Here is a 25,351-nt window from a genome sequence, read left to right as displayed (position 1 = left end):
TGGAGGAAAAAATGAAAAATATTGTTGTAATAGGTGCCGGTCCTGCTGGTATGATGGCAGCGTATTCGGCCGCTGAAAATGGAAATTTTGTAACAATAATAGAAAAAAACAATAGAGTTGGAAGAAAACTTCTTATAACAGGTAAAGGAAGATGCAATTTAACAAATGCATGTGAAATTGAAGAACTTATAGAAAATGTTACTACAAATAACAGATTTTTATACAGCTCATTTTATACATTTACCAATACAGATGTTATGGATATATTTGAAAGATATGGTGTAAAATTAAAGGTAGAGAGAGGAAACAGAGTTTTTCCTGAGAGTGACAGAGCCATGGATGTTGTTGATGCCATGTACAGGATGATAAATCACAAAAATATTAAATTAATGACAGATACATCTGTAAAGGAAATAAAAACAAAAGATAACCATGTAAAATCGGTTGTACTTAAAAATGGAAAAGAAATACATGCTGATTCAGTAATACTGGCTACAGGTGGTGCAAGCTACAAAAGAACTGGATCGACAGGAGACGGATATAAAATAGCCAAGAAACTGGGACATACTATTGTTGATATAAAACCATCTCTTGTAGGAATGGAAATTATTGAGAATTACTCGGAAAGACTTTCTGGACTTAATCTGAGAAATATATCAATATCGGTATATGATAAAAGAAACAAGAAAATTTATGAGGATTTTGGTGAAATGGAATTTCATGATTATGGTATAGATGGACCGGTAATAAAATCGGCAAGTTGTATAATGAAAGATATTTCAAAAGAGAGTTACAAGATAAATCTCGATTTAAAGCCTGCATTAAATGATGAAAAGCTTGATAAAAGAATTCAAAGAGATTTTCAAAAGTATATAAACAAAAGATTTTCCGAGTCGCTAAAGGATTTACTTCCTTCAAAGCTTATACCTATTATTGTTGAATTGAGTGGTATAAATCCAAAAACCATGGTAAATTCAATAACAAGAGAAGAAAGAAAAAATCTTGTAAAAGCAATAAAAAATATGACTCTTACAGTTAAAAGATACAGACCAATAGAAGAGGCAATTGTAACTTCAGGAGGAATAAAAACATCAGAGATAAATTCAAGTACAATGGAATCAAAAATTGTACAGGGTCTTTTCTTTGCGGGAGAGATAATAGATGTGGATGCATATACAGGAGGATTTAATCTTCAGATTGCATTTTCGACAGGATATCTTGCGGGTATGAATGCATAATAAAAATAGAATATAAAAATAAAAAAGCTGTATTGTACATTTAAGTATGATACAGCTTTTTTATTTTTTAGTGTTTTTTGTGAACATAGTTGTAAATATTCTCGTTTCCAAGATCAATATCTCCTGTTGTTATAAATTTTGAGATGTTATCAATATCTCTTGCCGATAGATACTGGCTTGGTATAGATAAGGCATACCCGGTATCATCAAGCAGATGTCTAAGTTTTATAACTTTCGATACATCGACTTTTTCCTTTGCTCCAGAATAATTTTTCTTTCTTCCGTTTAACAAAGATTCATTCTGTATAGATATAAGTTTGTCCACATATCGATGGTAAGATTCTATAAAATCGATTTCCTCGATTATATCTGAAGATAGAACTTCGTGAATCTGAACATCACATAAGATATTGTTAACAAATTTTTCAGATGTCAGCTTTCCAGAGATGATTCCCTTCTGATATTTTCTCAAAACCTTCTTTGTAAGAGTATAGATCTTGCTTCTAGTCTCAAGAGAAAGTTCTTCTATCAGCACTGTTTATCACATCCTTTTAATATATTGTAAAATAATTCTGACAAAAAATCAAGCTGTATACACTCGGTTGAACAGCAGGTTTAATTGATATATAATTGCAGTATAGAAATTAAGTATTGAAGGAGAAACATATGACTGATATAAAAATAAAGAGAATGAAGAATCTTGTCGAGATATCTTCAATAGTAACGAAATCAAATAATTTTTTTAATATAAAAGATACAGTAATAGACAAAATGCTTGAGGTTGTTCATCCTGCCAAAGCATGTGTAAATATATTTTATAACAACGATTATACCCATGCATATCTTGTATGTTCAAATACACTTAAATATATTCCTACAGTCTTTCCGGAGTCAAAAGGTCCAGAAGGAACGAAAATAGATTTTTCAATGTATCCTGATTATATACATGATGCAGTCAGAGAGAAAAAAGTTGTGTATGTAAAAAATGTATTTGATGAAAAATCAGCGGAAAAAGAAAAAGAAGTAGCGGAAAAAGAAGGATATATAAAAAGAGCAGTCTTTCCTTTTGTTATTAAAGATAAGGTTGTAGGATTTATGACAGTTTTCATGACAGAAGAAGAGGAGATAGAAGAAGATGATATAGATTTTATATCTTCTGTAGCTTCTCTCATGGCACTTTCAATAGAAATAACAAGAAAAAATAAATCTGTTCAGAAACTGGTAAATAAGTTGAGACAGGGTGTTGTATCTATAAACACTGCAACAAAAAGACTTTATGTAGATAAAAATGAGGATAATTACCTGGGTTCACTTACAAAACTTGCAGCGGAACTTACAGAAAGTAGTGAATCTATAATAATTCTGGATAGTTCTACAAAGAGTGGTAGAATTATAGACTGCTATAACACAAGTAATAAGAAGAAGAGTAATCTTTACTTTTTAAGAAAGAAAATACTTGAGTCCGGTAAATATTCAGGATATGTAAATAATGCAGGGATAGTTCTGGATAATGGATCAAAAATAGATAGTTACATATACTGCAGGATTGCAGACGGCGAATCAAATGAGGGATTTGTTATATGTGCAAATGCCTCAAAATATACAAATGATGATTTAAATATACTTTCTATAGTTTCAAATCAGATAATAGTTGGGACTCAAATATATGAGTATAACCAGAATGAAATAAAAAATGAAGTTCTGCAGAATGAGCTTGCAGTTCTGAATAAGCAGCAGAAACTTATAATGGACGATGCAAATATGATCTGCAACAGCAAAAAAGAGCTTTACTGTTATCATAGACCGGCAAAAGTTGTCGGGGGGGATTTCTACGATGCTGTAAAAGTTGATGATAGATATATTACATATATAGTAGCAGATGTCATGGGACATGGTATAGTATCAAACTACATGGTGGCGCTTCTGAAGGGAGCATTTAAAATATTGTGCAGACAGTATAGAAGTCCTCAGAAGATTATGGAATGTTTAAACCAGATGCTTTTTGATGAATTTGATAAGATGGAAGTTTTTGCAACAGGTATAATATCAGTTTTTGATACAGTAGAAAACACGCTGACTGTTTCAAATGCAGGACATTACTGCCCTATTGCGATAGGACACGATTCAGAAATAGAGACTGATATAGGATGTAGAAAAGGTATACCTATAGGTGTTATAGAAGATGCCGAATATACAGAATATACAATCGATGCAGATAAATATTCAATGATATGTATTTTTACAGACGGTATAATAGAGGTCAAGAATAAAAACAGAGAAGAATTCGGACTTGAAAGAGTTGAAAAAATACTATCTGAAAACCATAATTACAGCCAGCATTTTATAATTGAAAAACTTATGCAGGAACTTAAGGTTTATTCGGGTAAAGAAGAGTATTCAGATGACATAATGCTTGTCATGATGAAAAAAAATCTCAGAAACAGATAAATATACAGTTTAAATATTTATTTAAAAAGGAGAAATATTATGAATCCGGAAATAATTATTATTAATGCAAGTCCTAGAAAATCGGGAAATTGCAGAAATATATCAGAGGATATAGAAAAAATACTTAAAAAAAGAGGAATATTGGCAACCAGATTTGATATATATGATATGAATATTGAATACTGCGATGCCTGTGGATACTGTGAGAAAACAGGTAAATGCAGAATAAAAGATGATATGACACCTATGTACGAAATGTTTGATAAATCATATGGAACAGTAGTCGTATGTCCGGTCTATTTTGATTCTGTATCAGCAAAAATGAAAACTCTAATAGATAGAATACAGGCTGTTTACTGCAGTAAATTTATACTGAAAAATTCTATAATAGCCAGAAATAAGAAGAGAATTGGAATGAATATAGCAGTAGGTGGAGCAGATAGTTATGATACGCAGTTTGGTGGGTATGATATAACTATGGATTTTTTCTTTAGAAGTATAAATTCAAGATCGTCTTCAAATATAAAAATGACATCCAGTGACAGGATAGGATATTTAGAAAATGAAGATTTCAGGAAGAAGCTTTTGTCTGAGGCAGAAAACTATGCCGAACAAATAGAAAAACTTAAGAGGGGAGATGAATAATATGGTGGATGCAGGAAATGAAATTTGCAGAGTGTTTATAGACAGAAACTATGATATGTTTGCAGTTCTTCTTAATGAGTTAAAAAAAGAAGAAAGATATGATAAATTTATGATTGTTACTGATTCAAATATCTACCCCAAGTGTTTTGATTTTCTGAAAAAATCAATGGATAAATATAACTTAAATTATGAGGTTACACTGATAAAACCAGGAGAAGAAAATAAGAATATAATACAGTATGAAAAGCTGATAAATTCATTTTCAGAGGCAAATATGACCAGAAAATCACTTGTTATAGCATTTGGAGGAGGAGTCTGCACTGATATATCAGGATTTGCAGCAGCTACATATATGAGAGGTATTGATTATATAAATTTACCGACAACTCTTCTTGCACAGGTGGATGCTTCGATAGGTGGAAAAACGGGAATAGATACATCAACTCACAAGAATACAATAGGAGCATTTAAACAGCCATTGTTTACATATATAAACACAGAGGTTCTAAAAACTCTTCCGAAAAGAGAAATGATAAGCGGAATAGGTGAAGTAATAAAATATTCTGCAATAATGGATGATGACGGGAAACTTATGGATTATATAATGGAAAACTCTGACAGGATAATTAATTCAGATGAGGAAGTGCTGTTTCAGATTATATGGAACTGTTCTGAGTTTAAAGCAGGAATAGTGAAATCTGACGAATGTGAATGTGGACTTAGAAAAATACTTAATTTTGGTCATACATTTGGACATGCGATAGAGTTGCTGGCTGGAATAAGTCATGGTGAAGCTGTCATATATGGAATGAAAATGGCGTTTGAGTATTCATTGCTGAAAGGATACATAAAAAAAGAATATGCGGATAAATTCTATGCTACAATAAGAAAATTTGATATAGAAGATATAAATATAGATTCTTCCTATGATGAGATTGAAAAACTTATAAAAAGAGATAAAAAAAGCAGCTTTGGAAAGAATATGTTTATTCTGCCATGTGGAGAATACAGTGTAGGACAGTTTGAAATAGATCTTAATTGCAATTCTGATATAAAACAAACTATAGAAAAAAATATATATAAATAAATTTTAATATAAAAATGGCTTTAAATACTGAAGAAAAAATCTGAGAAAAAAACATAAATCCGAAATAGATGATTTGATTTTAAAAGAGATATTTTGTATAATGTATTATGAAGTATATACAGTGGGAGGTTTAAAATGAAATTACCAATAGCATTATCAAACAAACATATACATTTATCACAGGAGCATATAGATGCCCTATTTGGAAAAGGTCATGAACTTGTAAAATTCAAAGATCTTTCTCAGCCAGGACAGTATGCATGTGAGGAAAAAGTAGATATAGTAGGACCTAAAGGAAAAATGACAGTTAGAGTACTTGGACCAGCTAGACCAGAAACTCAGGTTGAAGTATCTTTAGCAGACTGTTTCCCTCTAGGAATAAAAGCTCCAATCAGAGAGTCAGGAGATATAGAAGGAACTCCAGGACTTAAACTTGTAGGACCTGCAGGTGAAGTTGAACTTGAAAAAGGTGTAATAGTTGCTTCAAGACATATACACATGAGCAATGAAGACGCTGCTAAGTTCGGAGTAAAAGATAAAGACATAGTAAAAGTAAGAACAGAAGGACCAAGAGGTCTTATATTTGAAAATGTTCTAGTAAGAGCAAAAGACAGCTTCAAATTAGAAATGCATGTTGACATGGAAGAAGGAAATGCAGCAGGCGTTAAAAATGGAGATTTAGTTGAACTTATAGCTGAATAATTTAAATAATTAAATTAATAACGAACATTGTATACGATATTAAATATTCTGAAAAAATGGTTGGATTTTAGAATGTTTTGTAGTATTATAGTAAGGAAGTAAAAATTTATATACTGTAAAATATGCAGTGGAATAAAAAGAACTGCATATGATATATAAGTCAGAGATAGACTTGCCTTTAGAAGACAAGCCTTATTGAAACTATCAAGGAGGATATTTTAATCATGGCAAAATTTATGAAAACTGTTGATGGGAATACTGCCGCAGCTCATGTTGCCTATGCATTTACAGATGTTGCAGCTATATACCCAATAACACCATCATCAACAATGGCTGAATTAGTTGATGAGTGGGCTTCTCAGGGAAGAAAAAATGTATTCGGTCAGAAAGTTAATGTAGTTGAAATGCAGTCAGAAGCTGGTGCAGCTGGTGCATTCCACGGTTCATTACAGGCAGGTGCTTTAACATCTACATTTACAGCATCTCAGGGATTATTATTAATGATACCTAATATGTATAAAGTTGCAGGGGAATTACTTCCAGGAGTATTCCACGTATCTGCTCGTGCTTTAGCATCTCAGGCATTATCAATATTCGGTGACCATCAGGACGTTATGGCAGCTAGACAGACTGGATGCTGTTTACTTGCTTCAGGTTCTGTACAGGAAGTTGCAGATATAGCTCCAGTAGCTCATCTTGCAGCAATAGAAGGAAGTCTTCCATTCGTTCATTTCTTCGATGGATTCAGAACTTCTCACGAAATACAGAAAGTTGAATTACTTGAAAATGAAGACTACGCTTCATTATTAAATATGGAAGCAGTTCAGGCATTCAGAGATAAAGCTTTATCTCCAAACCATCCTGTAACTAGAGGTACTGCTCAGAACCCTGATATATACTTCCAGACAAGAGAAGTATCAAACAAATACTACAACAACATGGTTGGTATAGTAGAAAAATATATGGAAAAGGTAAGTGCTATAACAGGAAGAAAACACAGCCTATTTGATTACTATGGAGCAGAAGATGCTAAATATGTAGTAGTTGCTATGGGTTCAGTTACTGAAGCACTAGAAGAAACTATAGATAAATTAAACGCTGAAGGTGGAAAATACGGATGTGTTAAAGTTCATCTATACAGACCTTTCTCTACAGAGCATTTCTTAAAAGCAATGCCTTCTACAGTAGAAAGAATATGTGTATTAGACAGAACTAAAGAGCCAGGTGCAACTGGAGATCCTCTATACTTAGACGTAAGAGATATATACTACGGAAAAGAAAATGCTCCTATGATAATAGGTGGAAGATATGGATTAGGATCAAAAGACACTACTCCAGCTCAGTTAAAAGCTGTTTACGACAATCTTACTTCAGAATGTCCAAAGAACCAGTTTACAGTAGGTATAGTAGACGATGTAACTAATACATCTCTAGAAGTTGCTGACGATTTCAGAATAACTTCAAAAGGTACTGTAAGATGTAAATTCTGGGGTCTTGGATCAGATGGTACTGTTGGTGCAAACAAACAGGCTATAAAAATAATAGGAGATAACACTGACAAATACGCTCAGGCTTACTTCGATTATGACTCTAAAAAATCTGGTGGTATAACTATGTCTCACTTAAGATTTGGTGATACTCCAATCAGATCAACTTACTTAATAGACGAAGCTGACTATATAGCATGTCACAACCAGTCATATGTACATCAGTATGACCTATTAAAAGGACTTAAAAAAGGTGGTACATTCGTACTTAACACTATATGGGATCAGGAAGGATTAGAAGAAAATCTTCCAGCTTCAATGAAACAGTATATAGCTAATAATGATATAAACTTCTATACAGTTAACGCTGTACAGTTAGGAAAAGAAATAGGTCTTGGAAACAGAATAAACATGATAATGCAGGCTGCTTTCTTCAAACTAGCTGAAATAATACCTCTAGATGAAGCTGTTGAACACTTAAAAGAATCAATAGTTAAATCTTACGGTAAAAAAGGACAGAAAGTTCTTGACATGAACTTCCAGGCTGTTGATGCAGGTATAAATGCATTAGTTAAAGTTGAAGTTCCAGAATCTTGGAAAACTGCTGTTGACGCAGAAAAAGAAGAAGTATGCGAACCAGCATTCATCAAAAACATATTAAGACCAATGACTGCACAGAAAGGTAATGACCTACCTGTAAGTACATTTGAAGAATATCCAGACGGAACATTCCCATGTGGTACTGCAGCTTACGAAAAACGTGGTATAGCAGTAGACGTTCCTGAATGGAAAGTTGACAACTGTATACAGTGTAACCAGTGTGCATTTGTATGTCCACACGCTTGTATAAGACCAGTTCTTGTAACTGAAGAAGAATTACAGAATGCTCCAGAAGGATTTGCAGCTAAGAAAGCTATAGGTAAAGGATTCGAAGGATTACAGTACAGAATGCAGGTATCTCCACTTGACTGTACAGGATGTGGAAACTGTGCTGACATATGTCCAGCTCCTAACAAAGCTTTAGAAATGCTTCCTCTTGGAACTCAGGATGCTGAAATAGCTAACTGGGAATATGCAGTTGATACTACTAAAGTAGCTCCAAAAGGTGATATAATGAACGTTAACACTGTAAAAGGTTCTCAGTTCAGACAGCCACTTATAGAGTTCTCAGGTGCATGTGCAGGATGTGGAGAAACTCCATACATAAAAGTTATAACTCAGTTATTTGGTGACAGAATGATGATAGCAAATGCTACAGGATGTTCTTCTATATGGGGAGGATCTGCACCATCAACTCCTTACACTTGCAACCACGAAGGTAAAGGTCCATCTTGGGCAAACTCATTATTCGAGGACAACGCAGAGTACGGATTTGGTATGCATATAGCTGTTAACCAGATGAGAGCTAAATTAGCAGAAGACATAAAAGTTCTTGCTGAAAAAGCTCATGATGAAGAATCAAAAGCGGTATTAAACGCTTGGTTAGAAACTAAAGAAGACGGTGTTGCAAACAAAGAAGCTTCAGCTAAGGTTGCTGCATTAGTAAACGGAATGTGCGAATCTTGCATGGCTGATGAAGAAGTTGCAGCTGCTGTTAAGAATATAAAAGATAGAGAAGACTTCTTAGCTAAGAGATCTCAGTGGATACTTGGTGGAGACGGTTGGGCTTATGACATCGGTTACGGTGGATTAGACCACGTTCTTGCTCAGGGTGAAGATGTAAACGTACTTGTATTCGATACAGAAGTTTACTCTAACACTGGTGGACAGGCTTCTAAAGCTACTCCAGTTGCTGCTATGGCTAAATTCGCTGCTGCTGGTAAGAGATCTAGAAAGAAAGACCTTGGTATGATGGCTATGTCTTACGGAAACGTATATGTAGCTCAGGTTGCTATAGGTGCTGATAAGAACCAGTTCATGAAAGCTATAACAGAAGCTGAAGCTCATCACGGACCATCTCTAATCATATGCTATGCTCCATGTATAAACCATGGTTTAAGAGAAGGTATGGGAAGAACTATAGCTAACGAAAAACAGGCTGTTGATTGTGGATACTGGCATTTATACAGATTCAATCCAGAGCTTAAAGAAGAAGGTAAGAACCCATTCTCACTTGATTCAAAAGAGCCAACTGAATCTTTCAGAGATTTCATAATGAAACAGACTAGATACTCAGCAATAGCTAAACAGTTCCCAGAAGAAGCTGAAGAGTTATTCGCTCAGGCAGAACAGAACGCTAAAGAAAGATACGAGTCTTACAAAAGATTAGTATAATAGCTGAATATATAAGCATAAAAGAGTCACAGATTTACTGTGGCTCTTTTTTTATGGAAAATACAATATATCATAAACAGAGATTTTATATTAAAGTGAAAGAATCAGAAATTTCTAAAATATATAAAAATAATTTAAAAAACGATAACCTGTGTTATAAATAGTTGACAGTATTGAATATTTTTATTAAAAATGTTATCATAAAATGATATCTTGTGTCTTTGAATAATAATATATTTTAAATATACAAACTAAAATGGAAGGATGGTGAAACAAATGGAAGTAAATGTAAAAAATTCGAATAATATTATAAGCAGAGTATATCCGGGCAGTATAGCAGAGGAACTTGATATAGAAATAGGAGATATACTTATATCTGTAAACGGGGAAAAAGTAAAAGATATTATACAGTACAGATTTCTTACAGATGATGACTACATAGAGCTTGAAATAGAGACAAAGAACGGTGAGAGAGTAGTATATGAGATTGAAAAGGAATTTGACGAAGAACTTGGAATAGAATTTACAAATCCTATAATAGATAAAGCAAAAAGCTGTAGAAATAAGTGTATGTTCTGTTTTATAGATCAGCTTCCAAAGGGTATGAGAGAAACTCTTTATTTCAAGGATGACGATTCAAGACTTTCTTTTCTGCAGGGAAACTTTATAACGCTTACAAATATGAGTGAGCAGGATATAAATGATATAATAAGATATAGAATAAGTCCTATAAATATATCAGTACATACGACTAATCCTGAACTTAGACAGAAAATGATAACAAACAGATTTGCCGGAAAAGTCTATGGCATCATGGAAAGACTTGCAGATGCCGGTATAACGATGAACTGTCAGATAGTTCTATGCCCTGGAGTAAACGACGGAAAAGAGCTTGAAAGAACTATAAATGATCTTTCGGCATTGTATCCGAATGTAAATAGTGTAGCAATAGTTCCTGTAGGAATAACAAAACACAGAGAACATTTGCCACACCTTGAAATATTCAACAAGGATACAGCAAATGAAGCGATAGATCTTGTTGAGGGGCTTCAGAAGAAATGTTTTGATAAATTCGGTTCTAGATTTGCTTTTATGTCGGATGAACTTTATATAATTGCAGAAAGAGAACTTCCGGATTACGATTCATATGAGGGATTTCTTCAGTTTGAAGACGGCGTAGGTATGATAAGAAAACTGGGAGAAGAAATAAAATATGAATTAAAAAATATTCCTGAAGAATTTGATGTCAGAGAAAAAACTGTTTCAATAGCGACAGGTTCTTCGGCATATGAATTTATATGTGAAATGGCGGAACTTGTGATGAGTAGATTTCCTCAGATAAAAATAAATGTGTATAAGATAAGAAATGAATTCTGGGGAGAGACTATAACTGTATCAGGTCTTATAACAGCTCAGGATTTAATAAAACAGCTTTCAGATGTGGAAAAAGGTGAAACTCTTTATATAACGAGAAGTATGATGAAAGCTGATGAGGAAATATTCCTTGACGATGTTACACTTGAAGAACTTGAGAAAATACTTGGAGTAGAGGTTGTAGCATCAGAAAACAACGGAAAAGATTTTGTCGAAAAGATACTTAAATAGAAAATATAAAATAAAAAGGAGATGATAATATGTCAGATATGAACAGACCGATAGTTGCGGTTGTAGGAAGACCAAACGTAGGAAAATCGACAATATTCAATAAATTTGCTGGAAAAAGAATATCTATAGTAGAAGATACACCGGGTGTTACAAGAGATAGAATATTTACAGAAGTTGAATGGCTTAATAAATATTTCACTCTTATAGATACTGGTGGTATAGAGCCGAAAAGCGACGATATAATAGTATCTCAGATGAGAAATCAGGCAAATCTTGCAATGGATATGGCTCATGTAATACTTATGGTGGTAGATGGAAAACAGGGAGTAACAGCAGCTGACAGAGAGATAGCTGAAACTCTTAGAAGAACAAATAAACCTGTAATACTTGTAGTAAACAAGATAGACAGTATGAGTCAGTACGACAATATATATGATTTTTATGAACTTGGATTAGGTGAACCACATGCGATATCAGGAGCAAACAGTATGGGACTTGGAGATCTTCTTGATGAGATAGTTGCAAACTTCCCTGAAGGACTTAATACTGAGGTTGACGAGGATACAATAAGAGTTGCAATAACTGGTAAGCCAAATGCAGGTAAAAGTTCAATACTTAATAACATACTTGGTGAAGACAGGGTTATAGTCAGTCCGATAGCAGGTACTACAAGAGATGCTGTAGATACATATTTTGAGAAGAATGGGCAGAATTATCTTCTTATAGATACTGCAGGACTTAGAAGAAAAAGCAAGATATATGAAAATATAGAAAAATACAGTGTTATAAGAGCCATGAGTGCAGTTGATAGAGCAGATGTCGTACTTATAGTAATAGATGCCAATGAAGGTGTTACAGAGCAGGATACGAAGGTTGCCGGTATAGCTCATGATGAAGGAAAGGCATGTATATTTGTAATAAATAAATGGGATCTTGTAGAAAAAGATAATCATACAGTAAAAAAATATACAGATGATATAAGATCAAAATTCCCATTCATGTCATATGCACCGATACTGTTTGTATCAGCTCTTACAAATAAGAGAATGAATAAAATACTTGAAACAGTTGATTTTGTGGCATCAGAGTATGCAAAGAGAATATCTACTTCAGCGCTTAATGAAGTTATAGGAGAAGCTGTAATGCTTAATCAGCCACCATCTGATAAAGGTAAGAGACTGAAAATATACTATGGAGCACAGACAGATATAAAACCTCCAAAGATAACTCTGTTTATAAATGACAAGGAACTTACACATTTCTCATATCAGAGATACCTTGAAAACAGAATAAGAGAAAACTTTGGATTTGAGGGTACTTCAATAAGATTTGAATACAGACAGAAAAAAAGATAATATCGGGGGTTTAAAGTAAAAATGTTTAGTTATATTCTTATAGCGATTATAGGATATTTACTTGGAAATATATCGACTTCATATATAATAGCAAAAAGAATGACTGGTGTTGATATAAGAACTCAGGGATCTGGAAATGCAGGTTCTACTAATGTAATGAGAACACTTGGGAAAAAAGCAGGGGCCATGACTTTTATAGGTGATGTACTAAAAGGAACATTATCTGTACTTATAGCAGGTCTGATTGCGGATGCGATGAAAGTAGATGTTATGACAGCAAAATATATAGCTGTAGTTGCGGTTGTATCCGGTCATAACTGGCCTGCAATTCTTGGATTTAGAGGAGGAAAAGGTGTTGCTACATCTCTTGGAGCTATGCTTGCAGTAAATCCTGTAGCAGCATTAACCTGCCTTGGAATATTTATAGTGATAGTAGAGGTTACAAAATATGTATCTCTTGGTTCTGTAGTGGGAATATCATGTTCACCTTTTATAATGCTTTATAAGCACAATGTATCAGGCCTTTTAGTTACATTATTTTTATCTGCATCAGTAATATATACTCATAGAGCTAACATAAAAAGGCTGATAAACGGAACTGAAAGTAAAATAGGAGATAAGAAAAAGAATAAATAAAATTAGGTGGTGTTTGTTATGGAAAAACTATGTGTACTTGGAACTGGAAGTTGGGGAACAGCACTTGCTCTTAGCCTTGCTAAAAAAGGATACGAGGTAGTGATGTGGTCAAGAAGAAGCGAACAGGCTGAAAAAATAAACAGGACAAAAGAAAATACAGAATATCTTCCGGGAGTACTTTTTCCAAGCAATCTTACTGTAACAGACGATATAAAAGAAGCTGTAGAAGAATGTAAAATGGTAGTTATGGCTGTTCCTTCTCAGGCTGTAAGAAGTCTTTGCAGACAGATAAAAGGAATAGTTAAAGATGATCAGATACTTGTAAACGTAGCAAAAGGTCTTGAAAAAGGAAGTGGAAAGAGACTTTCAGAGGTTTGTAAAGAGGAACTTCCGCAAAATGTTTATGTTATGCTTTCAGGACCTTCTCATGCTGAAGAAGTGGCAAGAGATCTTCCTACAACTGTAGTTGTAGCATCTGAAGATATAGAAAAAGCTGAAATAGTACAGGATTATTTTATGTCTCCAAAACTTAGAGTGTACACAAATCCTGATCTTATAGGTGTTGAACTTGGTGGAGCACTGAAAAATATAATTGCATTTGGAGCAGGTATATGTGATGGGCTTGGATTTGGAGACAATACAAAGGCAGCACTTATGACAAGAGGTATTGCTGAAATAAGCAGACTTGGTACAGCTATGGGTGCAGAGGTTGTTACATTTACAGGACTTTCGGGTATAGGAGACCTTATAGTTACATGCACAAGTATGCACAGTAGAAACAGAAGAGCTGGTATCCTTATAGGAGAGGGATACAGTGTGGAGGAAACTCTTGAAAAGGTAAAAATGGTAGTGGAAGGAATAACTGCAACAGAAGTTGCTCACGATGTGGCTGAAAAGATTGGTGTAGATATGCCGATAACAAATGCCATATATGCAGTACTTCATGAGAATGTAGATCCTAAGGACGCCATTGTTGGACTTATGATGAGAGAAAAGAAACATGAGGTTGAGCAGGTTGGCCTAAGTTATAAAAAAAGTTCAAAATAGGTAACTTATTAGAAAAGTATTGATTAAATTAGTACAATAGTCTGTAAATTTGGTATAATAGTTACTAGATGTATATAAAATTTATGGATAGCAGGTGATATCTTGGGTACAATAAAGGAAAATCTTTATGAGATAAATAAAAGAATCAAAGCTTCAGCTGAAAAAGCGGGAAGAAATTATAATGATATAAAGCTGATAGCAGTTACAAAAACAGTTGATACAGATAGAGTTGAGGAAGCTATAGAAGCGGGAATAGAATCTGCAGGTGAAAATAAGCCTCAGGAACTTTCCAGAAAATACGAAATTCTTGGAGATGCAGTAAAATGGCATCAGATAGGTACTCTGCAGAAAAATAAGGTAAAATATATAATAGACAAGGCATGTATGATACATTCCATTGAAAGTATATCTCTTGCCGAAGAAATAAACAAGAGAGCTCAGTCAAAAGATATAAAGATGGATTGTCTTGTTCAGGTAAATATATCTGGTGAAGAAAGTAAACATGGTGTATCTCCTGAGGAAGCTATGTCTATAATAAAATATATCTCAGAAAACTGTCAGTATGTAAAAATAAAAGGACTTATGACTATGGCACCGTTTGATGCATCAGAAGATGAAATCAGACGGGTATTCAGAGGTTTAAAAGAGCTATCAGAAAAAATTGATAATGAAAATATTGAAAATGTTGAAATGAAAGAGCTGTCTATGGGAATGACAAATGATTTTGAAATTGCCATTGAAGAAGGAGCCACAATGGTAAGAATAGGAACAGCTATATTTGGAAAAAGAGATTATGATAAAAAACAATAACCGGGAGGAAATATAATGGCTAATAAAGTTATTGATAAAATGAAAAAAATGTTCACAGATGAATATGAAGATGATTATGAATATGAGGATGAATACGAAGAAACTGAAGAAATAGAGGATGAAGATGATTCATATGAAGCTATTCAGCCTGCTCCAGTAAATAATGTTGTAAACATGCATCATACAATGAAAGTTGTAATATATGCTCCAAAAATATATGAAGACGTTGCACAGATAGCGGATAGTCTTAAACAGAAAAAGACAGTAGTTGTAAATCTTGATGATGTAGTGTCTTCATCTGTGAAAAAATCAATATTTGATTTTATAAACGGTGCAGTATATGTACTTGAAGGAAGCATACAGAAAGTTACAGGAACAATATTCATAATAGCTCCAAACAATGTGGATATTGATGCGAATGTTAAGAAGGAACTTGAAAGCAGAGCCTTATTCCCATGGCAGAAATAAAACAGGGGAGTGAAGTGATATGACAATACTAAGAATATCCATAGCATATCTTGTTGATATAATATCGTGGATAATCGTAATAAAGAGCTTTATGTCATGGGTTCCGTCTACCAGACAGAGCAGAATATATAAAATAATGGATGATATCACAGAACCTATAGAGGGTCCTATCAGGAGAGTTATGTATAAATACTATGACGGTCCAGTAGATTTTTCTCCTGTAGTAGCAATAATAATACTTATGTTTGTCAAAGGGCGGTTAATCTAATGGATAAAAATAGACTTACGGGACATATAAAGGACATAGACCTTAAAAATAAAATGTTCAGAGTTATAGATAAAGCAAATGGAACTCTTAAAAACTATGATATAAGATTTACTGAATTCATGAACCCGTATGAGACAAGAAATGCGGAAGCGATACTTAATTCAGAATCTGATATAAAATATACAACTGATGGTGGATATGAGGGTGCTGAAAGAAAAATAGTGTTTATATACCCGTTTTATATGGAGTACGAGGATATAGATGAAGGTCTAAGATATCTTCAAATAGAAGGGGATTTCAGATTCAGAGCTGTATCACATAAAGATTATCTGGGATCAGTTTTGGGTCTTGGAATAAAAAGAGAAAAAATTGGTGATATTCTGATTCATGAAAAATTCTGTCAGATAATAGTAAGCCCTGACATAGCGGATTTTATAATAATGAATCTTGAAAAAGTAGGAAGAAATAATGTATCAGTGAAAGAAATTTCACGAGAACAAATAATTCCATCTGAAAAAAAATACAAGGAAACAGGATGTACAATATCTTCAGATAGGATAGATTGTGTTATAAGTGGAATTTATAATATATCAAGACAGGAAAGTCTTAAATATATAAAAGCTGAAAGAGTTCATCTAAATTATGAACCGATAGTATCTGCTTCAAAGCAGGTTGTTTCCGGGGATCTTTTATCTGTAAGAGGAAAAGGAAGAGCGGAAATATCTGAAATTGGAGAGATAACAAAAAAAGGACGAATAAAGCTTAAATCTAAAATAATATTATAATCAGGGAGGTTTATAATGATTACTCCACAGGAAATAGAAGAAAAAGTGTTTAAAAAATCGGTAAGAGGATTTAACTGCGATGAGGTGTATGATTTCCTTGACCGGATAAAAGTAGATTATGAGAGTCTTATGAGAGAAAATGAGGCGCTTAGAGAAAGAGTTAAAATGTATAATGAGCAGCTTGATAAGTATACTAATATAGAGGATACTTTAAAAGAAACTCTTATAACAGCTCAGACTGCGGCTGAGGATACTACATCTGCTGCAAATAAAAAGGCTAGAATAATAGTTGAAGAAGCTGAATTCAGAGGAAAACAGAGAATAGATGAGGCAAATGGGCGTGTTATAGAGATAAGAAAAGAATACGACAATCTTCTTTCTGAATTTAAGATATTTAAAAATAAGTTTACAGCACTTCTTGAAGGTGAACTTAGAAATATAGATGAAATGTGTTCAAATATAGACACTACACTTATAAGCAAATATGAGTGGAGAAGTGCTATGGAATCATATGATGAGGAAGAATCTATGCATGATGACGGATTTGAGGTTGAGGATGATGTACATCCAACATCTGCAATGGAAATAGAAATAAAAGAAGAGGAAAAAGATTCTCCGGAAAGTATATTTAATATATAGTTAAATAAATATCATTGGTATAATATAAAAATAGTGTAAAATAAAGAAAAATTTTAAAAATGATATTGACTATTCTGACAATTTGTTATACAATTTCAAAGTATAGAAAGCAAATAAATCTTAAAGGCTTTGACGAAGACAGTAGGTTACAGGATTATTTTTACAGAGAACCGGGATTGCTGAGAACCGGAAAATATATGTATCTGAATATCACTTCTGAGCTGAAGGCTGAAAGGATTATCCGATTAAGTCTCTCCGGTAATGTACCGTTATACATATGAGTGCTGTACAGTTCAGTTTTATGCGGCTGTATGGAATTAGGGTGGTAACGCGATAAATTCGTCCCTTTGTAGAAATACAAAGGGGCTTTTTTAATGTTATGAAAAATTACTGGATTAAGAATAGAATTTTTAAGAAAGGGTGATGAGAATGGAAAAATTTAAACCATTAGTAGACACGTCTGTAAAAGACGCTGAAGCAAAAGTATTTGATTACTGGCAGGACATCAATATACTTGAAAAAACACTTGAAAAAGGTAAAAACGATCCAAGTTTCGTATTTTTTGAGGGACCTCCTACAGCAAACGGAAACCCTGGAATACACCACGTTGTTGCAAGAACACTTAAAGACTGGGTATGTAGATATAAAACAATGTGTGGATACCAGGTAAAAAGAAAAGCTGGTTGGGATACTCACGGTCTTCCAGTTGAGATACAGGTTGAAAAAGAACTTGGACTTGCAGATAAACAGGCAATAGAAGATTACGGAATAGCTGAATTCTGTGATAAATGTAGAGAATCTGTTTTCACATTTGAAAAACAGTGGAGAAATATGACAGAAAGAATGGCTTATGAAGTTGACCTTGATAATCCATATATAACACTAGACAATGATTATATAGAATCAGTTTGGTGGATACTTAATAAATTCAACAAAGAAGGATATATGTACGAAGGACATAAAATACTTCCTTACTGTCCAAGATGTGGAACAGGACTTGCTTCACATGAGGTTGCACAGGGGTATAAAGAAGTTAAGAGCAATACATTAGTTGCTAAATTCAAGAGAAAAGGAACTGAAAATGAGTACTTCCTTGCATGGACAACTACTCCATGGACTCTTCCTTCAAACGTATCATTAACAGTAAATCCAGAGGTTACTTATCTTAAAGTTAAACCTGCAGATGTGGATGAATACTATTATTTTGCAGAACCTTTAGCCGAAAAGGTAATGAAGGATACTGAATATGAAGTTGTAGAAAAAATGCTTGGTAAAGATCTTGAGTATGTTGAATATGAACAGCTTATGGATTTTGTTCAGCCAGACAAAAAAGCATTCTTCGTTACATGTGCAGATTATGTAACAACTGAAGATGGTACTGGTATAGTTCATACAGCACCAGCATTCGGGGAAGACGACTACAACTGTGGTAAAAAATACGGACTTCCAGTTCTTCAGCCGGTTGATGAAAACGGTGAATTTACTGCCACTCCATGGAAAGGTAAATTCGTAATGGAAGAAGGACTAGATGTTGAAATAATAAAATGGTTAGCAAAAGAAAATAAATTATTCAGCAAAGAGAAAGTTGCACACAACTATCCTCACTGCTGGAGATGTCAGACTCCACTTGTATACTACGCTAAACCAAGCTGGTATATAGAGATGACTAAACTTAAAGATAAATTAATAGAAAACAATAATACAGTAAACTGGTATCCTGAATTCGTAGGTCAGGGAAGATTTGGAAACTGGCTAGAAGAATTAAAGGACTGGGCTATATCAAGAAGTAGATACTGGGGAACTCCTCTTCCAATGTGGAGATGTGAATGTGGAAACACTGAATCAGTAGGTTCTAGACAGGAACTTGCAGATATGGCAATAGAAGATATAGATCCAAAAACTGTAGAACTTCATAGACCATATGTAGATGAAATACATCTTAAGTGTCCAAAATGTGGTAAGCCTATGACAAGAGTTAAAGACGTTATAGACTGCTGGTTCGATTCAGGATCAATGCCATTTGCACAGCATCACTATCCATTTGAAAACAAGGAAAACTTTGATGAGTTATTCCCTGCAGATTATATCTGTGAAGGTATAGACCAGACAAGAGGATGGTTCTACTCATTACTTGCGGTATCTACATTTGTAACTGGAAAAGCTCCTTACAAAAATGTACTTGTAAACGACCTTGTACTTGATAAAGACGGTAAGAAAATGTCAAAATCAAGAGGAAATACAGTTAACCCATTCGAATTGTTCGATGAGTATGGTGCAGACGCCTTAAGATGGTATCTTCTATACGTTTCTCCACCATGGACTCCAATAAGATTCGACCTTGATGGATTAAAAGAAGTTCAGTCTAAGTTTATAGGAACAATGAAGAACGTATATAACTTCTTCACTCTATATGCGAATACAGATGGAATAAATCCTGCTGACTTCTTCGTTGAATACAAAGACAGATCAGAACTAGACAGATGGATACTATCTAAGTTCAACAACCTTAAGGCTGAAATAGAAGAAAACCTTGAAATATTTGAGGTAAACAAAACTATAAGAAGAATACAGGAATTCATAAATGATGACCTTTCTAACTGGTATATAAGAAGATCTAGAAGAAGATTCTGGGAAACAGAGCTTACTGAAGACAAGAAATCAGTATACAACACTACATATGAAGTTCTTACTGAGTTATGTAGAGTAATAGCTCCATTTGCTCCTTATCTATCAGAAGAAATGTACAGAAATCTTACAGGAGAGGAATCAGTACATCTTGCATCATATCCAAGATGTAATAAAGAGCTTATAGATGAAAAACTTGAGGAAAAAATGGACCTTGCTAAAAACCTTGTAACATTAGGTAGAGCTTCAAGAGAAAACTCAAGAATAAAAGTTCGTCAGCCTCTAAAAGAAGTATTAATAGACGGTAAATACGAAGAAGTTCTTTCAGATCTTATAGATATAATAAAAGAAGAGCTTAACGTTAAAGAAGTTGTATTTGCAAAAGACCTTAGCGAATACATGAACTACAGCTTAAAACCAAACTTCAGAGAAGTTGGATCAGTGCTTGGTAAGAAAGTAAACGAGTTTGGAAAAGCTCTTACTGAACTTAATGCACATGATACAGTTGCAAAACTTGAAGCAGGTGAAAAGCTTACAGTTAACCTTTCAGGAGAAGACTTCGAATTTGGTAAGGATTATGTTCTTGTAAACATAACAGCAAAAGAAGGATTCAACGTATCAATGCAGAATAACCTATTCGTAATACTTGATACTGAGCTTAACGAAGAACTTATAAATGAAGGTTATGCAAGAGAATTTGTATCTAAAGTTCAGCAGCTTAGAAAAGCAGCAAACTTTGAGGTTCTTGACAATATAGTAATAGACTACTGTTCAGATGATGAAATAGCAAAAGCTGTAGCAGCATTTGAAGACTATATCAAGTCAGAAACTCTTGCAGTTGAGCTTAACAGAGTAGAAGATTCAACTCTTGAACAGCACAACTTAAACGACCATATGACTGGTATAAAAGTAACTAAAAAATAATACTATCAGGTATTGGAAAAATCTATAAAATATACTATAATGTGAGTATAAAATATAAAGAAGTGTTTCGTTTATTCGGGGCACTTCTTTAATGTGCAGAAAAAAAGGGGGTATATTCTTTGGAAGACAGAAGAAAAGGTATTATGCTTGTACTTATAGCAACTACTTTCTGGGGGCTTATGGGTATAAACAGTAGAATTCTTTCTAATTCAGGTCTTTCTGCTATGGATATAGCATTTATAAGATGTTCTGTAGCTGGAGTTCTTTTCTTTATATATATGCTTATAAGAAAGCCTGAAGATTTAAAAAGTGGAATAGGAGCAGTTGTAGCTGGAGCGGTATATGGAATAATATGTTTTGTGCTTGGATTCATGACATATAATGTATCGGTTGCAAGAGTACCTATATCAGTGGCAACAGTTCTTATGTTTACAAATCCTATCTGGGTAAGTATATTTGGTGCAGTAATATTTAAGGACAAGATGACAAAGAAAAAAGTTGCAGTAATAATAATGTGCATACTTGGATGTGTATGTATATCAGATGTAATATCTACAGGTGGAAATAACCTTGATGTTATAGGAGTTGCAGCAGGACTTATAAATGGTATAACATTTGCAATGCAGATAGTTATTCCAAGATTCTTTGAAGGTAAATATTCAAAGGATTCTATACTTGTATATGGATTTATATCAAGTACAATAGTACTTTCATTCTTTGCAGATTTTTCAAATATTGCCTCTGCATTTACAGGAGTCTATTCAGTAAGAGTAATCATAAACGCATTCGCAATAGCGGTATTATCTACATTCATAGCAAGTACATTCTATGTTAAATCTACAGAGTATATAGAAACTCAGGTTACAAGTATACTTGTATCACTTGAACCAATACTTGGAAGTGTATTCGCATTTATAATATTTGGAGAAACAATGTCTGAGATACAGTTACTGGGAGCTTTTATAGTTATATCAGCGGCTTGTATCCTTGAAACAGATCTTGATAAAGTAAGAGAAAAAATTGGAATCCTGAGGTACAAAAGAAACAGATATTAATTTTTGAAATAATTATATAAAATATAATACAGTTTGTATATATAAATAGAAAAACACGTGATTAATCACGTGTTTTTTTTGTAACTATTGTATCTACAAGACATTTTGCAATATCCGAATATGGAATATTTTCAGCTTTGAGAAGGCTCTGCATAACAAGTCCATCGACTACTGATATAAGAAGAAAAGATAAGGCCTCTATTTCTCTCTCATCTTTAATACCACCGAAAGCCTTTATAAGTTCCTCTCTTAAAGTGAATCTCCATTCTCTGTATTTTTCAGCAAACTGAAGTCTTAGAGCTTCATTTTCAGTAATTGCTTCACATATAAGGTACATATGTATTCTGCCGGTAGATGATATAGTGGATATTCTATCAACTATTACCTGAACAAGACTGAATGTATCTTCATCGCCGGTAACATTTTTTACACAGTCGAGTACAGCCTTTGTAATTATTTCAAGATGAGTATCTGCTATATCAGCTATAATATCGTATTTTGAAGAATAGTAGTAATAAAGTGTACCTTTGCTTATATTAGAATATTTCGCTATATCTGCAAGGCTTGTACTTTTAACGCCCTGTTTTGCTATAAGTTTAGATGCAGACTCAAGAATAATCTGCTTTGTATTGTTGTTTGATTTCATAAAAAAACCCTTCTTTTAAAAATTTATAACTTAATTATAGTATCTAACCATAAAGCTGTCAAATATACTTATCCGCAGTATATAAATATAAGTTGACAATATAGGAATAGGATATTAAAATAAAAGTAAATCGGTCGGCCGACCGAAAAAACGTATGAAAGAGGAATAAAGATGAGTAAAGTAAGAATAATAACAGATAGTGCAAGTGACCTGCCTATAGAAATAGTTGAAAAATATGGTATAAAAGTTATAGGTCTTGATGTAATATTCGGTGAAGATAGATTTGAAGAGGGAGTAGGAATGGATAATGATACTTTCTATAAGAGAATGAAACAGGAATCTCAGCTTCCAAAAACAGCATGTCCATCTCCAGACAGATTTCTTGATTTATATAAAGAGGAGAATACAGATGTAGTTGTTATAAGTATAAGCTCAAAACTTTCAGGAACATACAATAGTGCTGTACTTGCAAAAAGCATGTATGATGAAGATGGTGGAGTAGATATAAGAGTAATAGATACATTAAGTGGTTCTATAGGAGAAGGTTTACTTGTGTATTATGCTGCTAAACTTTCTGAAGATGGAAAAAGTGCGGATGAAATAGAAAAAGCCATAATGAAACTTATAGATAAAGAGGCATTTTTTGGAGTACTTCAGACTCTTGAAAATGCAATAAAGGGCGGAAGAATAAGTAAATTGGCTGGAAGTATAATAAATACATTTAATTTTAAAGCACTTATAAAAGTTGAGGGTGGACTTGTTCATCCATTTGATAAAGCAAGAGGAGAAGGGAATAGTGTAAGAAAACTTATATCTCTGTTTCTTGATAAGCAGGAAAATACAGAGAATAAGACTCTGTTTATAGGACATTCAAATCTTCCTGAAAAAGCTGAAAAAGTAAAAATTGAAATAGAAAAGCTTAAAGCATTTAAGGAAGTTGTTATATGTGAAATAGGTCCTATAATGGGAACTTATGCAGCTGAAGGATGTATACTTCTTAATGCAGCAGAAATATAGTTATTTCATATATAAAATTCTTGAAAAAACTTTATTGATATAATATAATATAGATTAAATAAACATAAAGGAAAGAGGATTTTATGGACTCAGATGACGAGGAAGAATCGAAAAGGTATTCAATAATATCAAAAAAATTGTATAGGCTCTACTGTATCTATTCAAAAAGAGTGCTTTAGTATACATATTAGGTTATGAGTATTAAAACGTATAATATATTGAATAGAATGGAGAGATTATAATAATGTATGGACAATTAATTTTACAGGTGGTACTTATACTACTGAATGCGTTTTTTGCAATGACAGAGATAGCGCTTATCTCTGTAAATACTGCCAGGCTTAAGGCTATGTATGAAGAAGGGGATAAAACTGCTGGAAAGCTTCTTAAAATATCAGAAGATCCGTCAGGATTTTTATCCACTATACAGATAGGTATAACACTGGCAGGATTCCTGGGAAGTGCATTTGCTGCTGACAATTTTTCAGGATATCTAGTGAATTGGGTTTATAACGATCTTGGATTAAGAAATATACCGGAAACGACACTGGATACCATAGCTGTGGTCGTTATAACACTTATACTTTCTTATTTTACGCTTATATTTGGTGAACTTGTTCCCAAAAGAATAGCTATGCAAAAGCCGATGGAGATAGCTAAAATATCCTGTGTTCCGGTATCGTTTATATCTTCTGCAGTAAGACCAGTGGTGTGGTTTTTATCGGTATCTACAAACACCATACTTAGGCTGATTGGAATGAAAACAGAAGCAGAAGAGGAAAAGATAACAGAGGAAGAGATAAGGCTCATGGTAGGTATGGGACAGGAAAGTGGAGAAATAGAAGAAGATGAAAGAGAATGGATAGAGAATGTATTTGATTTCGGTGATGAAGTTGTAAAATCTGTTATGGCCAGAAAATCGGATGTTATTTCTATATCTGTAGATATGAAACCGGATGAAATTGAAAAGATAATAGAAGAATATGGATATTCCAGATACCCTGTCTATGGCGATGATGAAAATGAAATATTGGGTATAATGAATGCCCGAGAATTTTTCATAGGGCTTAGAAATTCATGTGACATAGATAAATTTGATATAAGAAATATTTTAAGACCGGCATATCTTGTTTCAGACAACATGAAAGCTGCAGTTCTTTTTAAGGATATGCAGAAAAATAAAACTCATATAGCAATAGTAATAGATGAATACGGAGATAATTCTGGTATTGTTACTATGGAGGATCTTATAGAGGAAATAGTTGGTAATATATATGACGAATTTGATGATGAAGAAGATAAGGATATTCTGAAAATATCTGAAACAGAGTGGTCTGTAAGAGGAAATACCATTATTTCGGATTTATCGGATGAAATAGATGTAGAATTTCCGGAGAATCTTCCATATGATACTGTTGCGGGAATGGTTTATAGCTGTCTACGAACAATACCTTCAGATGCAACTGGAATTGAGGTTGCAGTGCATGGCATCAGGATAAAGGTTGAAAAGATAGAAAACAGAAAAATCGAAAAGGCTATTGTAACAGTAAACAAAAGAACAGATAAACATATCGAGAAATAAAATTTATA

Annotated in this window: 21 protein-coding genes and 1 other annotated feature; of the genes, 19 read left to right on the top strand and 2 right to left on the bottom strand. The window is 33.5% G+C overall.

What is annotated here, in order from left to right:
• The first annotated feature begins 11 nt into the window (after positions 1 to 11).
• The gene (locus EXD82_RS06555) at positions 12 to 1,238 is read left to right on the top strand and encodes a BaiN/RdsA family NAD(P)/FAD-dependent oxidoreductase (protein ID WP_142536122.1); all 1,227 of its coding nucleotides are present in this window, start codon (positions 12 to 14) and stop codon (positions 1,236 to 1,238) included.
• 67 nt (positions 1,239 to 1,305) lie between these two features.
• Here EXD82_RS06555 and EXD82_RS06550 read toward each other — a convergent pair whose 3' ends face one another.
• The gene (locus tag EXD82_RS06550; RefSeq protein WP_142536121.1) at positions 1,306 to 1,773 is read right to left on the bottom strand and encodes a hypothetical protein; all 468 of its coding nucleotides are present in this window, start codon (positions 1,771 to 1,773) and stop codon (positions 1,306 to 1,308) included.
• A 131-nt stretch (positions 1,774 to 1,904) separates the two neighbouring features.
• Here EXD82_RS06550 and EXD82_RS06545 point away from each other — a divergent pair, with 131 nt between their 5' ends.
• The 16 genes from EXD82_RS06545 to EXD82_RS06470 all read left to right on the top strand — a co-directional run bounded on the left by EXD82_RS06545 (position 1,905) and on the right by EXD82_RS06470 (position 22,098).
• A complete protein-coding gene (locus EXD82_RS06545) occupies positions 1,905 to 3,686 on the top strand; it encodes a PP2C family protein-serine/threonine phosphatase (RefSeq protein WP_142536120.1) in 1,782 nt (593 codons plus the stop codon).
• A 39-nt stretch (positions 3,687 to 3,725) separates the two neighbouring features.
• Complete coding sequence (locus EXD82_RS06540; RefSeq protein ID WP_142536119.1) at positions 3,726 to 4,331, top strand: flavodoxin family protein; 606 nt, start codon at positions 3,726 to 3,728, stop codon at positions 4,329 to 4,331.
• A gap of 1 nt (position 4,332) precedes the next feature.
• Positions 4,333 to 5,418, top strand: coding sequence for a 3-dehydroquinate synthase (gene aroB, locus EXD82_RS06535; RefSeq protein ID WP_174919182.1), 1,086 nt, complete (start codon positions 4,333 to 4,335; stop codon positions 5,416 to 5,418).
• A gap of 135 nt (positions 5,419 to 5,553) precedes the next feature.
• Positions 5,554 to 6,120 (top strand): phosphate propanoyltransferase, encoded by a 567-nt coding sequence (gene pduL / locus EXD82_RS06530; RefSeq protein WP_142536117.1) that lies wholly within the window; start codon positions 5,554 to 5,556, stop codon positions 6,118 to 6,120.
• A 224-nt stretch (positions 6,121 to 6,344) separates the two neighbouring features.
• A complete protein-coding gene (gene nifJ / locus EXD82_RS06525) occupies positions 6,345 to 9,881 on the top strand; it encodes a pyruvate:ferredoxin (flavodoxin) oxidoreductase (RefSeq protein ID WP_142536116.1) in 3,537 nt (1,178 codons plus the stop codon).
• Between the two features lie 276 nt (positions 9,882 to 10,157).
• Positions 10,158 to 11,486 carry a DUF512 domain-containing protein gene (locus EXD82_RS06520; protein WP_142536115.1) on the top strand — a complete coding sequence of 443 codons (1,329 nt, stop codon included), beginning with the start codon at positions 10,158 to 10,160 and terminating at the stop codon, positions 11,484 to 11,486.
• Between the two features lie 29 nt (positions 11,487 to 11,515).
• Positions 11,516 to 12,841 (top strand): ribosome biogenesis GTPase Der, encoded by a 1,326-nt coding sequence (gene der, locus EXD82_RS06515; RefSeq protein WP_281282230.1) that lies wholly within the window; start codon positions 11,516 to 11,518, stop codon positions 12,839 to 12,841.
• A 21-nt stretch (positions 12,842 to 12,862) separates the two neighbouring features.
• Positions 12,863 to 13,477: a glycerol-3-phosphate 1-O-acyltransferase PlsY gene (gene plsY, locus EXD82_RS06510; protein ID WP_142536114.1), complete on the top strand. Its 615-nt coding sequence runs from the start codon at positions 12,863 to 12,865 to the stop codon at positions 13,475 to 13,477.
• Between the two features lie 18 nt (positions 13,478 to 13,495).
• Positions 13,496 to 14,524 carry an NAD(P)H-dependent glycerol-3-phosphate dehydrogenase gene (locus tag EXD82_RS06505; RefSeq protein WP_142536113.1) on the top strand — a complete coding sequence of 343 codons (1,029 nt, stop codon included), beginning with the start codon at positions 13,496 to 13,498 and terminating at the stop codon, positions 14,522 to 14,524.
• A 102-nt stretch (positions 14,525 to 14,626) separates the two neighbouring features.
• Entirely contained in the window at positions 14,627 to 15,334 is a 708-nt protein-coding gene (locus EXD82_RS06500; protein ID WP_142536112.1) for a YggS family pyridoxal phosphate-dependent enzyme, read from the top strand.
• A gap of 15 nt (positions 15,335 to 15,349) precedes the next feature.
• Positions 15,350 to 15,802, top strand: a complete 453-nt coding sequence (locus EXD82_RS06495; RefSeq protein ID WP_142536111.1) for a cell division protein SepF — start codon at positions 15,350 to 15,352, stop codon at positions 15,800 to 15,802.
• A gap of 19 nt (positions 15,803 to 15,821) precedes the next feature.
• A complete protein-coding gene (locus EXD82_RS06490; protein ID WP_142536110.1) occupies positions 15,822 to 16,070 on the top strand; it encodes a YggT family protein in 249 nt (82 codons plus the stop codon).
• Entirely contained in the window at positions 16,070 to 16,855 is a 786-nt protein-coding gene (locus EXD82_RS06485; protein WP_142536109.1) for a YlmH family RNA-binding protein, read from the top strand. The genes EXD82_RS06490 and EXD82_RS06485 overlap by 1 nt, the downstream gene beginning before the upstream one ends.
• Before the next feature lie 15 nt (positions 16,856 to 16,870).
• Positions 16,871 to 17,494, top strand: coding sequence for a DivIVA domain-containing protein (locus EXD82_RS06480; RefSeq protein WP_142536108.1), 624 nt, complete (start codon positions 16,871 to 16,873; stop codon positions 17,492 to 17,494).
• Between the two features lie 120 nt (positions 17,495 to 17,614).
• Positions 17,615 to 17,844 (top strand) — a binding site (T-box leader).
• Between the two features lie 79 nt (positions 17,845 to 17,923).
• Entirely contained in the window at positions 17,924 to 21,043 is a 3,120-nt protein-coding gene (gene ileS, locus EXD82_RS06475; RefSeq protein WP_142536107.1) for an isoleucine--tRNA ligase, read from the top strand.
• 119 nt (positions 21,044 to 21,162) lie between these two features.
• The gene (locus EXD82_RS06470; protein ID WP_142536106.1) at positions 21,163 to 22,098 is read left to right on the top strand and encodes a DMT family transporter; all 936 of its coding nucleotides are present in this window, start codon (positions 21,163 to 21,165) and stop codon (positions 22,096 to 22,098) included.
• 61 nt (positions 22,099 to 22,159) lie between these two features.
• On the opposite strand, the gene EXD82_RS06465 is transcribed toward EXD82_RS06470, so the two are convergent.
• Positions 22,160 to 22,744: a TetR/AcrR family transcriptional regulator gene (locus EXD82_RS06465; RefSeq protein WP_142536105.1), complete on the bottom strand. Its 585-nt coding sequence runs from the start codon at positions 22,742 to 22,744 to the stop codon at positions 22,160 to 22,162.
• Positions 22,745 to 22,915: 171 nt separating this feature from the next.
• Between EXD82_RS06465 and EXD82_RS06460 the strand changes: the two genes are divergently transcribed.
• Positions 22,916 to 23,761, top strand: coding sequence for a DegV family protein (locus EXD82_RS06460; protein ID WP_142536104.1), 846 nt, complete (start codon positions 22,916 to 22,918; stop codon positions 23,759 to 23,761).
• Between the two features lie 244 nt (positions 23,762 to 24,005).
• A complete protein-coding gene (locus EXD82_RS06455; protein ID WP_142536103.1) occupies positions 24,006 to 25,343 on the top strand; it encodes a hemolysin family protein in 1,338 nt (445 codons plus the stop codon).
• Positions 25,344 to 25,351 lie beyond the last annotated feature (8 nt).

The organism is Peptacetobacter hominis (assembly GCF_006861675.1).
In the GTDB taxonomy this organism is placed as follows: domain Bacteria; phylum Bacillota; class Clostridia; order Peptostreptococcales; family Peptostreptococcaceae; genus Peptacetobacter; species Peptacetobacter hominis.
The sequence above is the reverse complement of the archived record's forward strand: the minus strand, read 5'-3'. Positions and strand labels throughout refer to the sequence as shown.